At 57.2% G+C, this 16,286-nt stretch carries 14 protein-coding genes; all 14 read left to right on the top strand.

Features of this window, described 5'->3' with window-relative positions:
- Positions 1–664 precede the first annotated feature (664 nt).
- A complete protein-coding gene (gene rpsO / locus LAO21_01170; protein MBZ5551300.1) occupies positions 665–934 on the top strand; it encodes a 30S ribosomal protein S15 in 270 nt (89 codons plus the stop codon).
- 264 nt (positions 935–1,198) lie between these two features.
- Entirely contained in the window at positions 1,199–3,340 is a 2,142-nt protein-coding gene (pnp, locus tag LAO21_01165; GenBank protein MBZ5551299.1) for a polyribonucleotide nucleotidyltransferase, read from the top strand.
- A 217-nt stretch (positions 3,341–3,557) separates the two neighbouring features.
- Positions 3,558–4,913, top strand: a complete 1,356-nt coding sequence (rimO, locus tag LAO21_01160; protein MBZ5551298.1) for a 30S ribosomal protein S12 methylthiotransferase RimO — start codon at positions 3,558–3,560, stop codon at positions 4,911–4,913.
- Between the two features lie 8 nt (positions 4,914–4,921).
- Positions 4,922–5,437, top strand: a complete 516-nt coding sequence (locus LAO21_01155; protein ID MBZ5551297.1) for a phosphatidylglycerophosphatase A — start codon at positions 4,922–4,924, stop codon at positions 5,435–5,437.
- A gap of 82 nt (positions 5,438–5,519) precedes the next feature.
- A complete protein-coding gene (locus LAO21_01150) occupies positions 5,520–6,524 on the top strand; it encodes a gluconolaconase (protein MBZ5551296.1) in 1,005 nt (334 codons plus the stop codon).
- Positions 6,525–6,649: 125 nt separating this feature from the next.
- On the top strand, positions 6,650–7,882 hold the full coding sequence (locus tag LAO21_01145; GenBank protein MBZ5551295.1) for a competence/damage-inducible protein A: 1,233 nt from the start codon (positions 6,650–6,652) through the stop codon (positions 7,880–7,882).
- A gap of 45 nt (positions 7,883–7,927) precedes the next feature.
- A complete protein-coding gene (gene thpR, locus LAO21_01140) occupies positions 7,928–8,485 on the top strand; it encodes an RNA 2',3'-cyclic phosphodiesterase (protein MBZ5551294.1) in 558 nt (185 codons plus the stop codon).
- Positions 8,486–8,543: 58 nt separating this feature from the next.
- Positions 8,544–9,161 (top strand): glycerol-3-phosphate 1-O-acyltransferase PlsY, encoded by a 618-nt coding sequence (gene plsY / locus LAO21_01135; GenBank protein ID MBZ5551293.1) that lies wholly within the window; start codon positions 8,544–8,546, stop codon positions 9,159–9,161.
- A 135-nt stretch (positions 9,162–9,296) separates the two neighbouring features.
- Positions 9,297–10,295, top strand: a complete 999-nt coding sequence (locus LAO21_01130) for an NAD(P)-dependent glycerol-3-phosphate dehydrogenase (protein ID MBZ5551292.1) — start codon at positions 9,297–9,299, stop codon at positions 10,293–10,295.
- 98 nt (positions 10,296–10,393) lie between these two features.
- Positions 10,394–12,523 carry an ATP-dependent DNA helicase RecG gene (recG, locus tag LAO21_01125; protein MBZ5551291.1) on the top strand — a complete coding sequence of 710 codons (2,130 nt, stop codon included), beginning with the start codon at positions 10,394–10,396 and terminating at the stop codon, positions 12,521–12,523.
- A gap of 227 nt (positions 12,524–12,750) precedes the next feature.
- Positions 12,751–13,317 carry a 16S rRNA (guanine(966)-N(2))-methyltransferase RsmD gene (gene rsmD / locus LAO21_01120; GenBank protein MBZ5551290.1) on the top strand — a complete coding sequence of 189 codons (567 nt, stop codon included), beginning with the start codon at positions 12,751–12,753 and terminating at the stop codon, positions 13,315–13,317.
- 5 nt (positions 13,318–13,322) lie between these two features.
- Positions 13,323–13,832, top strand: coding sequence for a pantetheine-phosphate adenylyltransferase (gene coaD, locus LAO21_01115; GenBank protein ID MBZ5551289.1), 510 nt, complete (start codon positions 13,323–13,325; stop codon positions 13,830–13,832).
- Between the two features lie 103 nt (positions 13,833–13,935).
- A complete protein-coding gene (locus LAO21_01110; protein ID MBZ5551288.1) occupies positions 13,936–15,129 on the top strand; it encodes a pyridoxal phosphate-dependent aminotransferase in 1,194 nt (397 codons plus the stop codon).
- A gap of 79 nt (positions 15,130–15,208) precedes the next feature.
- Positions 15,209–16,285 carry a mannose-1-phosphate guanylyltransferase gene (locus LAO21_01105; protein MBZ5551287.1) on the top strand — a complete coding sequence of 359 codons (1,077 nt, stop codon included), beginning with the start codon at positions 15,209–15,211 and terminating at the stop codon, positions 16,283–16,285.
- The last annotated feature ends 1 nt before the right edge of the window (position 16,286 follow it).

The following is a 16,286-nucleotide window of genomic DNA, read 5'->3' as shown; positions in this document are numbered from 1 at the left end:
CAAAAATGAAATCTGTCAAGATATGCAGATTGATATCAGAAGTAATATCGATTTAGATTGCACAATCAATATATTATTAAATATAATAAAATAAATTACTTAATTGTCATTCATGGAACTTGAAAATGTGAACATTTTTTACAACTAATGGAGCATGGTGGCTTTGTCTGATCATTAAATTAGTGTTGCAGTTTGAGTACTATGAAGGCCGGTACTTGATCCCTATTCGAGGAATTGCCAAGCATGGCTCAAACTCCTTCACCGTGTTGAACCAAAAAAGAACAAGGCCTATGCTAGCGCGGAAGTCTGACTCATCTCGATCCACCCGTATACTTTGAAGCTGCAGAAACATCGTTGTGAGTTCGCAGTGGAACTCCATTCCCTCACATGACTCGCACACATCGCGCAAAACGAGATGTATGCGCCACCCCGCCATCAGATAAGCAAACTCCAAATTCCAAAATCCAAATAAAACCCAAAATTCAAGTTCCAAATCAAGTTCCAAATGAAGATGGATCCTCCTCCGGCGGTGTGCGGACCGTCCTGGGAGGGGTTGCCAGACCTTGGCCTCAGGGTTCCTGATCGACAAATCTATTTACAAGAATTGAGGTTATGTGGTAGTTTCTATGTTTTAAAAATTGAAAGGCAGGAGAAGTAGAGAAGAATGCCCCTGACAGTTGAGAGAAAGACGAAAGTGATTTCCGAGCATCGGAGGCATCCGACCGATACCGGGTCCGCCGAGGTTCAGATCGCCTTGCTGAGCGAGCGGATTAACACGCTGAACGATCATTTCAAAGGACATGTCAAGGATCACTCCTCGCGTCGCGGTCTGTTGAAAATGGTCAGCCAGCGCCGCCGCTTGCTGGATTACCTTCGCAGCATCAATGTGGACGGGTATAAGACGATCATCGAAAAGTTGGGCATTCGCCGCTAGCCGGGAGGCCCGAGGATCGGGTGCCAGGCACCGGGATCGGCATTCGATTGGCAGCATCAGGATTTCAGGGTGCGGTTCGCTGCGGTGAATTGGGCCCAGGATTAAAGCGTTTGCGGCATCGAGAGGTGTCTCAGCTAGCAGAAGTGATACAGCGTTCCGACCGTTCGGAACCCTATATAACCTCTGCTACCTTCCACACCGCTTACCCCCGCAGACAAAACCGAAACATCTTAGTGTAATCACAACCATGAGGAGAATCTGAATATGGCATACAGTGCCAGCATTGAAATGGGTGGCAGGACTCTAACCATTGAAACCGGCCGGTGGGCCAAGCAAGCGGGCGGCTCGGCCGTGGTGCGTTATGGCGACACGGTGGTGTTGGTGACCGCATGTTCGTCCTTTGAAGAACGCAAAGGAATTGATTTTTTCCCGCTCACCGTGGACTACCGCGAATACAACTACGCCGCGGGCAAGATTCCCGGCGGCTACATCAAGCGGGAAGGGCGGCCCAGCGAAAAGGAGACCCTGACATCGCGCCAGATTGACCGCCCCATTCGACCGTTGTTTCCCGAAGGATTTCGTTGCGAGACGCAGGTTATTGCGCTGGTGCTCTCCGCCGACCCCGACAACGACCCGGACATCATGTCGATCACCGGCGCCTCGACGGCCCTGTTCCTGTCCGAGATCCCGTTTGAAACCCCGATCGCCGCCTTGCGCGTGGGACTGATTGACAACCAGCTCGTGGTCAATCCGAACTATGCCGACCAGAAACGGTCGACCCTAAACCTGGCGGTTGTGGGGAGTGAAGAAGGCATCGTCATGGTGGAGTCAGGGGCCAGCGAAATCTCGGAAGAAAAGATGGTGGAAGCCTTGGAATTCGGTCATGCCGAGATCAAAAAGATAGTGGGGCTGCAGCGTTCCCTGGCCGCCCAGATGAAAATCACAAAGCGCGCGGTGGAACCGGTCAAATATGACGAGGCCTTGAAGGCCGAGATCGAAACGAAATTCAAGGCACCCCTCAAGGAGGCGCTCGACACCACCCGGGGCACGAAGCTGGAGAGTCAAGCACGGGTGAAGAAGGTGAAGGAGGACCTGATGGCTTCGCTGGCCGACGCCGATGAGGCCAAACAGGCAGAGGCGAAACGCATCTTCGAACATCTCTCTGAAAGACTCTTTCGGGAGGACATCCTCGAGGCCCGCCGTCGGCCCGATTCCAGGGCCTTCGATCAAATTCGCAACATAACGAGTGAAGTGGCGGTTTTGCCGCGCACTCACGGGTCCGCCATCTTCACCCGCGGGGAAACCCAAGCGCTGGTCACTACGACCTTGGGCACGGCAGAGGATGTGCAGCGTGTGGACATCCTGATGGAAGCCGAGGGGATCGAAAAGCGGTTCATGCTCCATTACAACTTTCCTCCGTTCAGCGTGGGCGAAGTCGGAAGGATGATGGGACCGGGACGGCGCGAAATCGGCCATGGCGCCCTCGCCGAGCGCGCCCTGAGCGCGGTTATCCCCGCCGAAGAGAACTTCCCGTACACCATTCGAGTCGTCTCCGACATCCTGGAATCCAATGGCTCCTCTTCGATGGCTACGGTGTGCGGATCAACGCTTGCTCTTATGGACGCGGGCGTCCCCATCAAGTCCCCGGTCGCGGGCATTGCGATGGGCCTGGTCAAGGAGGGTGATCGTTATGCGATTTTGACCGATATCGCCGGAGCTGAAGACCACTATGGCGACATGGATTTCAAGGTGGCGGGAACGGCTGAGGGAATCACCGCGCTGCAGATGGATATCAAGATCAGCGGGGTGACCGCACAGATCATGCGGGAGGCGTTGGCCCAGGCCCAGAAAGCTCGCTTGTTCATCCTCGACCGGATGAAGGAGGCCCTTGCTGCTCCACGGCCTGCGATCTCGCCGCTGGCGCCGCGGATCTTCACCGTGCAGATCAAGACCGACAAGATCCGCGACGTGATTGGACCCGGCGGCAAGGTCATTCGCAGCATCATTGAACAGACCGGCGTCAAGATCAATGTGAATGACGACGGCAAGATTGACATTGCGGCCATCGACGAGGAAGGGGCCAAGAAGGCCATCCAGATGATCAAGGACCTCACGGCCGAGGCGGAAGTCGGGAAGACTTATGTGGGACGCGTCTCACGCATTGCCGATTTCGGAGCGTTCGTGGAGATCATCCCCGGGACCGACGGCCTGCTGCATATCAGCGAGATCGATGAGCAGCGGATCCGTGAGGTGCGCGACGTTCTGAAGGAAGGCGACACGGTGATGGTCAAGGTGATCGGCGTCGAGGGGAACAAGATCAAACTGAGCCGAAAGGCGGTGCTGCGCGAGCAGCGCGGCAAGACCGGCGCGGCCCACGGCGGCCATCATTCACCTAAGGGGAATTGACCCCTGTCCGCAGTAGGCACCAGACGACACCCTGACCGGACCCAAGGTCGCCGCGGCGGCTAGTCGTGTCCGATCAGGGAACCCGTAGTATTCACGGCCAGATAACGGGGAACGATGGCCTGTAATGCCCGCTCACATGATGCCCCATCAACTTCCCCCTGAAGGGTGATGACGGCGTTGTGAGATTTGCGCCTTTTGGGGGCTGTCAGAAATTACCATGAAAAAAGTGGGTTTCATCAGCCTGGGATGCCCGAAGAACCTGGTTGACAGCGAAGTCATGATGGGTTTGCTGGACCGGAACGGGTGGGGCATCACCTCACACGCCGAAGAAGCGGACGTGTTGGTAGTCAACACCTGTGCGTTCATCGAGAGCGCCAAGAAGGAATCCATTGATTCGATTTTGGAAATGGCCCAGCTCAAATCAAACGGCCGGTCGAAGCGGTTGGTCGTCACCGGGTGCCTGGCGGAACGCTATCGCCAGGAGTTGCGGCAGGAGATTCCTGAAGTCGACGTCGTCCTCGGGGTCAATGAGTTGGAAAGCATCGTGGCGGCATGCGAAACCAGACTGCCAGACTCTCCTGCGGAGGACCGCTCTTACCCGCTCTATCTCTATGACGAGAACACCCCGCGCATACAGGTGACCCCCCGGTTTACCGCCTACATGAAAATAGCCGAAGGATGCGACCATGTCTGCTCGTTTTGCATCATTCCCAGGTTGCGGGGCTCATTTCGAAGCCGGCCGATTGCCTCCCTGGTAGCTGAAGCCACGCAACACGCCGCCCGGGGCGTCCGCGAATTGAACCTGATTTCCCAGGACACGACGCATTACGGGCGCGACCTGGGGCCCGGCCACGGCCTCCCCCAGCTGCTTTCCGAACTCGCCGGTGTGAAGGGGTTGACTTGGATCCGTTTTCTCTATTGTTATCCCAGTCACCTGACGCGGGAACTGGTGGAAGTGGCGTCCCGTCATCCCAACGTCTGCAAGTACTTTGACGTGCCGCTGCAACATGTCAACGAACAGATCCTCCAGTCCATGCGTCGGGGAGGCCATCGTCGAATGTTTACGGAGATGGTGTCCATGATCCGCAGCGAAATCCCGGACGCAGCCCTTCGGACCACATTTATCGTGGGCTACCCGGGGGAAACCGGTGAGCGGTTTCGGGAGCTGTGCGATTTTGTAAAAGAAATTCAGTTTGATCACGTCGGCGTGTTCACTTACTCGGACGAGGAGAACACCCGGGCCTTTGACCTTCCGGAAAAAGTACCCTCGGAAATTGCCACGGAGCGTCGGGGCGTCTTGATGTCCCTTCAGCAGGAGATTACGCATGCGAGGAATTCAGGCCGCATTGGGCAGAAGGTGCGCGTGCTGCTGGAGGGGCCTTCAGAGGAAACCGCTCTGCTTTTGCAGGGGCGAATGGAATCCCAGGCCCCGGGGATTGATGGCGTGGTCTTGATCAATGATGTCGCCGAGGGGTTGGCTCCCGAAGCGGGCGCGTTTGTACAGGTCGAAATTACGGAAGCCCATGATTACGACCTCCTTGGACGAGTGGTTTCAGTGGAGTCTCAATCCTGAATTCTGCCGTGGAGAACATTACCCTACCCGTAAGCGCCCGTTCGATGACCGATCGGGTGGCGATCCTCATTGCGACGGGCATCGGCGCCGGCTATTCTCCCATCGCCCCCGGAACGGCCGGGTCGGCCTTGTCGGTGGGACTGTGGCTTGCTTTGCGACGCTGGTTTCCCGCTGCCCTTTACATGCCCGCGCACCTTGGGTGGATCCTTGCTCTGACCCTCCTCGGGATCTGGGCCTCCACGCGCAGCGAATCCTGGTTTCAAGAGGTCGATCCACATCAGACCGTCATCGATGAAGTGATTGGACAGCAGATTGCCTATTTCGGCCTTCTCTCCCCTGCACTCCCCTGGAAATCGTTGGCCCTTGGCTTTCTTCTCTTTCGATTGTTCGATGTCTGGAAGCCCTACCCGATCCGCAAGATCCAGGATCTGCATGGGGGGACGGGCATTGTGTTGGATGACGTCGGCGCCGGACTTTATGCTTTTGTCGTTTTGCTGGGGGTGCGGTGGTTGCTTCATTGGTAGTGGTGAGAAGTGGAATTCATGGATTTTCGGCGCGCCCGGTGGTATCCAGGGCGCCCGGCAATTCTCTGTTTGAACTGATTCGATGAACATGGAACCGGTTATCAAGAGAATCGAACCTAAGGCCGCCTTGCCCGGAGGAGAAGTATTGATGGAGGGCGAGCATTTCATGATTGATGGCTCCCGGCCGACGGTGTGCATCGATAATGAGGCCAGCCACTTCGTGGCGTGCTCGATGCAGTATGGGATCGTAGTGGTTCCGCCCAATGCCAGTCAGGGTGAGGTCAAGATGGTGCGCGGGTCGGCTGAGAGTAAGCCGGTTCGATTACGCGTGGCCTCATTGCTGGCTGCGAATCTTCATCCCGTTTCGAATCCGGCCGTGGACGAGGAAGGGAATATCTTCGCTACGTTCAGTGGGTCCCGGGGCCAAAAGGTGCCCACCTCGGTCTTCAAAATCACGCCGGACGGCGTGATCCCTTACCTCACGGAACTGATGAACCCGACGGGCATGGCCTTCAATTCCAAGGGAGAATTGTTTGTCTCCAGCCGCCTGGATGGAAGCGTCTACAAGGTGCGGTCTCGTTCGCAGACGGAAGTCTATGCGAAGGGGATGGGAGTCGCGACCGGCCTGATCTTTGATCCGGAAGACAACCTTTTTGTGGGTGACCGCAGTGGCACCATCTTTAAGATTGATCCGGACCGAAATACCTTTGTCTTTGCGACCCTGGAAGCGAGTGTCTCCGCCTATCACATGGCCATGGATGTCCGGGGGTTCTTGTTTGTCACGGGTCCCACCATCGGGTGCCTGGATTCGGTGTACCGCATCTCTCAGCAGGGAGACGTCGAGAAATACTATCTGAGACTGGGCCGTCCCCAGGGAATGGTCTTTGACCGCCAGGGGGACCTGCTGGTAGCGGCCTCTCTCGGAGGGCGGAAGGGCGTCGTTCGGATCCGTCCCGACCGCACCGCTTCGCTGGCAATCGCCGGAGCCGGGATTGTCGGTTTGGCGCTCGACCCATCCAAAAAGGACGATCTCATTCTGGCGACCGCCGATTCGATCTACCGGCTGAAACTGGATCCGATGGACTGAACCCCGCCAAGAAGAGGCCGTCGACTTGAACTGAGGGGCTGCAGGCGTTCGTGGCCGATCAGCGGATTGGACCCGTAAGAATCGTCCTTCGAACGCTGTCCCGAGGACCTATCCCTGTGAACTCACTGAAAGCGGAAATCATTGCGATCGGATCAGAGCTGCTGACCTCCGATCGAATGGACAGCAACTCCCTCTATCTCACCGAAAAATTGAATAGTATCGGCATCGACTTGAATGCGAAATTTGTCGTGGGCGATGACGAAGCATCACTGGAACAGGTCCTGCGCGATTCGCTCCAGCGGGTGGACTTTGTTTTTGCCACGGGGGGCCTGGGGCCCACCGAAGACGACATCACCCGGAAGGTGTTTGCGCGGGTGTTTCAGAAACCCCTCGTGCTGGACGAAGAAATCCTCAGACAGCTGGAGGAGCGGTTCCGCTCACGCGGTCTCACCATGACTTCAAACAATGCCCGCCAGGCCCTCGTTCCTTCGGGGGCGCGGGTCCTGGAGAACAGCCAGGGCACCGCCCCGGGCCTGTGGATTGAATCCGAGGGTAAGCACGCCATTATGCTTCCCGGTCCTCCTCATGAAATGAAAGCAATGTTCGAATCGCAGTGTCTGGCCCGGCTGGCGGAGATGTCCAAGGGGGTTCGCATTCAAAAGCGGGTCTTTAAGCTTACCGGCCTGACGGAATCGTCTTGCGATGCCCGGATCGCGCCGATTTACACGCGCTACCGGAACCCGGTGACCACGATCCTGGCGTCTCCGGGGGAGATCGAGATTCATTTGAAGGCGACCGGCCCCAACGAGGAAGAGGCGGAGTCTCTTTTGAACGAACTGGGCGACAAGATCGAGATGGAATTAGGCGACCACATTTTCTCCCGCCGCGGCGAGTCGCTGGAACAGATTGTCGGGATGTATTTGACGATGCGGCAGGCCTCGGTGGCGGTCGCGGAAAGCTGTACCGGAGGCCTGGTCTCGGAGCGGTTGACGCGGATCCCGGGGAGTTCTGCCTACTTTGTCAGCGGGGTCGTGTGTTACAGCAACGCCGCAAAAACGGAGCTGGCCGACGTGCCGCCGCTGCTCATCGAGATGAACGGCGCTGTCAGTCGTGAAGTGGCCATCGGACTGGCCGAAGGCATCCGCAAGAGGGCCGAAACCACATTCGGCATCGGGGTGACTGGAATTGCCGGTCCCGCAGGGGGAAGCGAAGCCAAGCCGGTGGGGCTGGTGCACCTTGCAGTCTCCAGCGAGACCGGGGTAGATCACCGGGAGGTGCGATTTCCGGGCGACCGCCAGCGCGTCCGCTGGTGGGCCTCCCAACTGGCGCTGGATATGCTCCGGCGAAAATTGCTCTGATCGGCGGCGGCCCGGAGATGTCAACCTTCGAGGAGCGGTTCAAACGTGCGCGCGTTTATTGCGGTCGACCTGACCCGGGAAATTCAGACCCGGATTGAAGCGGCTCAGGACGCCCTCGGACGTTTTTCTCATGCGGTCCGGTGGGTGCGCCCGGAGACCATTCATCTCACCTTGAAGTTCCTTGGAGAAATTTCCAACGACCAGCAGCGCCGGGTGGTAGAGACGTTCTCGACGCGAAAGAGCGGCGTGGCGCCGTTTCAGATCTCGGTCGGGCGTCTCGGCTTTTTCCCTAACGCCCGGGCACCCCGCGTGGTGTGGATGGGTATTGAAGAAGGGAAGGGGGAGCTTCAATCGCTCGCCCGGTTTGTCGATGAGGCATTGCGAGCGGCAGGGTTTCCTCCCGAGCCGCGTCCTTTCTCTCCCCATGCCACGGTTGGCCGAATCAAATTCCTCCCGGAGGTGGCCTCTTTCATCGAAGCCACCTCGGCCTTTTCCGATTACCAGTGCGGAACAGCGACCGTCGGCCATTTCTACCTTTACGAAAGCAAGCTCGATCGCGGAGGATCGATTTATACGAAACGGGCCACTTTTGCGTTAGAATAGGCCGCTTTCGGCCTGGTCCTCTGGCAGACTGACATTCCACCCGCGAGGTTGGGCTTCGATGGGTCTGGCAATTTTGGCTGTCCCGGTCGCGTATTTGTTGGGATCAATCCCGTTTGGCTATCTTATCGTCAAATTGAAATCAGGCCGCGATGTGCGCGAAGTGGGGAGCCGCTCCATTGGCGCTACGAACGTGATGCGTGCGGCCGGCAGGGCAGGCGGTATTCTGACCTTCCTGTTGGACGTGGGAAAAGGTTTCGTGGCGGTCCTGATCGCGCAGAAACTCTCTCCGGAAAATCATTGGATGATCGCGGCTGCGGCCATGTCGGCAATCCTGGGGCATGTCTTTCCCCTTTTTCTGAAGTTTAGAGGCGGTAAAGGGGTGGCCACAGGGGTCGGGGTGTTTCTGGCCATCTTCCCGCAAGCGGTGGCGGCCGTGCTCATCATTTTCGTGCTGATCGTTTGGTTGTCCCGCTACATCTCCCTGGGCTCCATCGTTGCCACCAGTGCGTTTCCGGTGTTCGCGTATTTCATGGGTCAGGGCGCCCTGCCGCCGCCGATCCTCATAGCGACAGCGCTGGGCGCCCTTCTCATCGTGGCCAAACATCATGAGAATATTCGCCGCTTGCTCCGGGGTACCGAGAACAAGTTCACCGGCTTTTCGAAGAAGACTCCATGATCCTCTCATCACCGCAGTGTGAAGCTGGCGAAGAATGAGTATTCGGCTTACGCGTCGGTTACCGCCGGGGAACTGCCTCACGCCGGGAACCGGCAGGGCTTATGACAAAATACGAACTTCCGGGGTTTTCCATCTATGAAGAGAGTCGCAGTAATTGGTGGGGGGAATTGGGGCACGGCCCTTTCCATCATCCTTTCCAGACAGGGGCATCCCGTCGCCTTGTGGGCCTATGAGAAAGAAGTCGTAGAGTCCATCAACCAGCGTCACGAGAACTGTCTATTTCTGGAAGGGTACAAGACACCCGAAACCCTCCGGGCCTCCAGTTCATTTGAAGAAGTGTTGACCGATGCCGAGATCGTCATCGGCGTGATGCCCTCGCACCACGCCCGGGGACTGTACCAGCAGATGCGTCCCCATCTTCGTCCGGAGATGCTCTTTGTCAGCGCCACCAAAGGCCTGGAAGAAGAATCCTTGATGCGGATGTCGGAGGTTTTCCGGGACGTAGTGGGCGAGGCGCTGGGAGTGCAGTTCGCGGTGCTGTCCGGACCCACCTTCGCCCGGGAGATTGCCCGCGGGGATCCAGCCGCCGTGGTGATTGCCTCCGAGCAGGAGTCGGCTGCTCAGCTGGTCCAGCGCGAGTTCTCGAGCCGCCAATTCCGGCTGTATCGGAATAGGGACGTGATTGGAGTTGAACTGGGAGGATCAGTGAAGAACGTCATCGCGATTGCGGCCGGGGTCTGCGACGGACTGGGCCTGGGATCAAACTCTATTGCAGCGCTCATCACCCGGGGCCTCGCCGAGATGACCCGGCTGGTGGTGGCGACCGGCGGAAAGAAAGAAACCATGGCCGGGCTGGCTGGACTCGGCGATTTGGTCTTGACCTGCACCGGAGCGCTGAGTCGCAACCGCACGGTTGGTGAGGAACTGGGAAAAGGCAAGAGGCTCAAGGAAATTGTCTCGAGCATGAGGATGGTGGCCGAAGGGGTTCGCACAACGGTCGCGGCCGTCGCGCTGGCGAGAAAGTTTGAGGTCGAGATGCCTATCATTGACCAGATGTATGCGATGTTGTACGAGGATCGAACGCCGGTCGATGCGATTCATCAGTTGATGGATCGAACCTTGAAGCAAGAATGAATCAATCCGAAATCCTCCACGGGACCTCGGGGAATGATAGTATAATCAAGACCCCCTTTAATGTTCCTCCAGCCGGTTTTCAAAGATCACAATTCTCCATGTCCTCACTTGATCTCAACACGCCGATCCAATACTTGAAGGGGGTGGGTCCCCGCCGTTCGGAACTGCTCTTGCAGCGTGGAATAAAGGACGTCGGGGAGCTGCTCACCTACGCGCCATTCCGGTACGAGGACCGGATTCACTTTTCTTCCGTGCGGGACCTGCGGGTCGGTCAGCCCCAGTCCATCCTGGTGACGGTCCTCTCCTGCGGCCTGTCACGAACCCGTCGTCGGGGGATGTTTATTTATGACCTCGCGGCCCGGGATGCTTCAGGTCTGATTCGATGCAAGTGGTTTAACGGGGCCTATCTCGAGCAACGGAAGGTATTCAAGCAGGGGATGCGTGTGGTCTTCTATGGGAAACCCGAGCCCGATCCCTATGGTTATCGAAACCTGCAATTCCTCAATCCCCAGTTCGAAATTCTTGCGGAAGAGAGTCAGTCGGGGGGCGACGGCTTCGCCTCATCAGAGATGGGGCGAATTGTTCCTGTTTACGAAGCGATAGGACAGCTTAATACGCGACATCTGCGCCGTTTGATTGCGTCCGCACTGGCGACAGCTGATTTGAAGGACGCGGATCCGCTGCCTCCTTCCATCGGAAAGCGCCTCGGTTTTCCTGGCCGTACTTCCGCCCTGAGTCAATTCCATTTTCCGGATTCAAGTGAACCGATCGAGACCTTGAATTCTTTCCGCTCTCAAGCCCAACAGCGGATGATTTTTGAAGAATTTTTTCTCCTGGAAGTGGGACTGGCTCTCAAGAGGAGACGCGCTCGAAAACAAGCTGGAATCTGCTTTGAGACCAACGAGTCTATCCGCGCGGCCATTAAAAAAATCCTTCCGTTCCATCCCACGGCGGCGCAGAAGCGGGTTTTGCGGGAGATTGTCGAGGACATGCGGTCGCACAGCCCCATGAACCGCCTGCTTCAGGGAGACGTGGGTTCGGGAAAGACGATCGTCGCCCTTCAAGCCATGATCATTGCCATCGGCAATGGGTATCAAACCGTCCTGATGGCTCCCACCGAGATTCTCGCCGTGCAGCACTTTCTTTACGCAAAGAGAATCCTCGCGCCGATTGACGCACGGATCGCTTTGCTGACCAGCGCCCTCAAGCGGAAGGAAAGGACGGAGGTTCTGGAAGGGCTCCAGAGCGGGGAGATCGATCTTGTGGTGGGGACCCATGCCGTCCTGGAAAAGGATATTGAGCTCAAGAATTTAGGGCTGATTGTCATCGATGAGCAACATCGCTTCGGCGTGATGCAGCGGCTGCAATTGAAACGGAAGGGCCTCTATCCAGACACCCTGGTGATGACCGCCACGCCCATTCCTCGGACCCTGGCCTTGACCCTTTACGGTGACCTCGATTTCTCCGTGATCGACGAGATGCCCCCCCACCGACAACCCATCGAAACCCGATGGGTCAAGGGGAAAGAGCGCCAGAAGGTGATGCGGTTTGTCCGCCAGCAGGCGGAGGAGGGTTCCCAGATCTACGTGGTCTGCCCGCTTATTGAGGAATCCGAGGCTTCGGATCTCAAGGCCGCCGTTGCGGTGTTTGAGGATCTTTCCACGCGAATCTTTTCCGATCTCAAAGTGGGGCTGCTTCATGGTCGACTTTCAAACCAGGAGAAGGATGATGGGATGGCTCAATTTGCGGCTGGAGTCATCCAAATCCTTGTCTCGACGACGGTGATTGAGGTGGGGGTGGACGTCCCTAACGCCACCCTGATGATGGTGGAACATGCCGAGCGCTTCGGCCTGGCGCAGTTGCACCAACTTCGCGGCAGGATCGGCAGGGGCCAAAAGAAATCATATTGCTTCTTGATGACCTCCGAGACGGTTGGCGAAGAGGCCGAGCAGAGGCTGAAGTGTCTCGAACAGAGCGGGGATGGGTTCAAGATTGCCGAACTGGACCTCGAAATGCGTGGCCCGGGAGAGTTCTTTGGGACCAGGCAGTCGGGTATCCCGTTGTTTCGAATTGCCAACCTGATCCGGGACCAGGATCTGCTGGAATTGGCCAAGCGCGAGGCATCCGCCTTTGTGGAGCGTCCACCTGCTGACCCGGAGTTCATTACTCTCGTGCAGTACCTTCGCGCCCACTGGAGTCGCAGGTTCGGCCTGGTCCAGGTGGGCTGAGGGGAGAGGTGCCAGGTGTCAGGTGCCGGGTGTCAGTGGAAACCAGAAGTCAGAGATGGTGACCGACAATGAATGGGAATTGGATAAGCGATGTTAAGCTGGATTCTCAACCCGGAGCATCGGACTCTAGAGGTTGAACTGGTACATTAGACTTCAGTTTCACTTACACCGGGCACCTGACACCCGGCACCTGACACCCGACACCCGACACCTGATACCTGAATCCTATGCTACGAATCATCGCGGGAGAATATGGCGGCCGTCGGCTGAGAACCCTCCGGGGGATGCATTTGCGGCCGACCAGTGATCAACTCCGTGAGACTCTTTTCAACATTATCGGGCCGCGGATCGTCGGCGCCCGGTTCCTGGATGCCTATGCCGGCAGCGGCGCCGTTGGCTTGGAGGCGCTCAGTCGCGGCGCAGCTCACGTGACCTTTATTGAAAGGCACCGCCCTGCCGTCGAGTGTGTCCGCTCGAACCTTTTGGCATTGGAAATCAACGAGAGATTTAGTATCATCCAGGGCGATGTCGTCCGAGCGCTCCTGCAACAGGAAGAATTCGACATCTGCTTCCTGGATCCCCCTTATGCGGAAGCGCAGGAGTATGAGAAGGCCCTTACCGCTCTCGGCCGCAGAATCACCTGGCCGAGGGATGCCCTGGTCATTGCGGAGCACTCCAAACGTCTCAGCCTGACGACGACGTATGGCTCGCTCAAGCGGGTGAGGGAAAAAACGCAAGGGGACAGTCGGCTTTCATTTTATCAACCGCAGATTCCCAATCCCGGACTTCGGTGAATCCCTTGAAGAAAATCGCTCTTTACCCGGGTACGTTCGATCCAGTGACGAACGGCCACATCGATATCATTGGACGTTGCAGCAAGCTGTTTGACCGGGTGATAGTCGCCGTTTTATTAAACCCCGACAAGAGTCCTCTCTTCACGGTCCGGGAGCGGGTGTCGATGCTGAAAACCGTGACCCAGGAGCGCTACGGGAATGTGGCAGTGGATACGTTCGATGGTTTGTTGGTTGAATACGCGGTAAAAAAGAAAGCCACCGTGATCGTCCGGGGCATCCGGGCCATCTCGGATTACGAGTACGAACTCCAAATGGCCCTGATGAACCGGAGGCTTGAACCCCGGATCGAAACGGTTTTCATGTTGCCGGCCGAGTCTTACAGTTATCTGAGTTCGAAGCTGATCCGCGAGATTTTTGTATTGGGCGGGTCGGTGAAGGGACTGGTGCCGGAGATCGTGGAACAACGCTTGCACGCCAAGAACAAGGGCCCTATGGCGGCTCGTCAGCAAGGCTGATTCCATGCATTCAGTCTGATCGCCAAGGGAAGTACCCTGTTCCACTTTCAAAGCGGTTCTTAGTCGAAATTGAATTCATCTCCTTCCTCTGCAGGTGACTTCCATGGAAATCACGGACCGGTATTCAAAGCGCACTCATCGTATCAGTGTTTCAGCCACATTGCAGGTTTTGACCGAAGCCGAGAAGTTGAAGGCTCAGGGGATCGAGATCCTTGACTTCGGCCCGGGAGAGCCCGATTTTCCGACGCCCGCGAACGTCAAGGCAGCGGGCATTCGCGCTATCGAATCCAACTTCACTAAATATACCGCCACGCCGGGAATCATGCCCTTGCGGGAGAGTATTGCGCGTCACCACGCGCGGGAATTTGGCTCCAGCTATTCGGCCAAAGAGACCATTGTGACGGTGGGCGGCAAGCAGGCACTCTTCAATGCCATGGCCGCCCTGGTGGATCACGGGGATGAGGTCATTCTGCCGACCCCGTTTTGGGTGACGTTCCAGGATCTGATCACCTATCATGGGGGCGTCCCGGTCTACGTTGCGGCAAAGGAGGAGAATGATTTCTGTTTGAAAGCGGTCGACGTCGAGCGCGCCCTCACCGCCCGGACCAAACTGATCATCGTCAACTCCCCCAACAACCCGAGTGGCGGCGTGGTGGCCGATGATGAATTCAAGAAGATCGCTCAGCTCGTCATCAGCCGGAACCTGTTCTTAATAACGGATGAGGCTTACAGCCATTTCATCTATGAAGGCCGCGAGCCCTTCTCGATCTCCCGCCTGGGCGATGCGATCAAGTCGCACCTGGTGGTGATCGGGACCCTTTCCAAAACCTATGCCATGACGGGTTGGCGGCTGGGTTACGCCCTGGCGCCTGAAAAATTGATTCAGCAGATGCTCAAGATTCAGAGCCACTCGACCTCGAATCCCACATCCATCTCTCAACGCGCCGCGCTCGAAGCACTCGATGGGCCCCAGGATTCCGTCCGGCAAATGCTTATCGAGTACACGCGGCGCCGGCAATACATTCTCGACGCGATGAGAGCAATCCCCGGGATCCGGTGTGCCCGGCCCTATGGCGCGTTTTATGTTTATCCCAATGTTTCGGCGCTTTATGGCAAGGGCGGGATTCACAATTCAATGGATCTTGCCAAGGCCTTGCTGGATCGCGCTCGCATCGCCGTCGTTCCTGGAGAGGCCTTTGGCACGCCGGAGCACCTCCGATTCTCCTATGCCACGTCGATGGACACCATTGAACGTGGAATGACGGTATTTCGTGATTTCGTGCTCTCCCTGGGATAAGAGGTCTGCGGAAATTTCTAATTCAGGCGTGCGGGCAGGACCCCTCGGCAGGACCCTCCTGCCGGGGTGAGACCGTTATATGATCTATGCCGTCATCTTGGCAGGTGGACGTGGCACGCGGTTCTGGCCACAGAGCCGGGCTGCCAAACCCAAACAACTCCTCAAGATTCTGACCCAGCGATCGCTGTTGCAGCAGAGTGTGGATCGGATTGCGACCGTGATCCCTCCGGGCAATATTTTTGTCCTGGGAAACAAGATCCTCCGCGATTCCATCCGGGAACAGTTGCCCGAGGTCCCTTCCGAGCAAATCATTGCGGAACCGGTGGGGCGCAATACAGCGCCCTGTATCGCCCTGGCGGCACACCTCATCGTAGGGCGCGACCCCGAGGCCGTCCTGGTTGTCCTCCCGTCTGACCACATCATTACCCGGCGCGAGGTCTTTCTGGATTGTCTTCGTGCTGCGGAAGCGGTTGCGCAGAAGGACTCAAACATTGTCGTGCTGGGATTGAAGCCCACCCGGCCGGAGACGGGATTTGGCTATGTCCAGGTGGAAGACAATCGAGTGCAGCGCCTCTTCGGTGTCGAAGTTCATGCAGTGCGCCAGTTCGTTGAGAAGCCGGACCGGCCGACGGCCGAGCGCTATTTGTCTGACGGGAATTACTACTGGAATGGGGGCATCTTTGTCTGGAAAGCGAGCACGGTGGTTGCGGCAACCGAGCGATACCTTCCGCAGACTCATCGGGCCCTCATCGAAATTGTCGCCTGCGCGGAGGCCGGCGCCTTCGATCAGGCCTTGGAAGAATGGTATCCCCGGACCGATTCCATCTCGGTGGATTATGGCATTATGGAGAAGGCCGACAACATTTTTTGCGTGGCCGGCGACATTGGTTGGAGCGATCTGGGAAGCTGGGAAGCGCTTTATGAGGCGTTGGAGAAAGACGCGTCAGGGAACATCCTCAAAGGCAATTGCCTCACCCTCGATGCGATGCGCAACCTGGTCGATGTGTCCGGAAAGCAGGTCGCCCTGATCGGCGTGGCGGATCTGGTCATCGTGGAAACCGAGGATGCGCTGTTGATCTGCGATCGGAAGCGGTCGCAGGACGTTTCAAGCATGGTCAAGGAGTTGGAGCTAAGAGGATTGAAGGGATTACTTTAGA

The organism is Terriglobia bacterium (assembly GCA_020073085.1).
Lineage (GTDB): Bacteria > Acidobacteriota > Terriglobia > JAIQFV01 > JAIQFV01 > JAIQFV01.
This window is presented reverse-complemented; position numbering and strand designations above follow the sequence as displayed.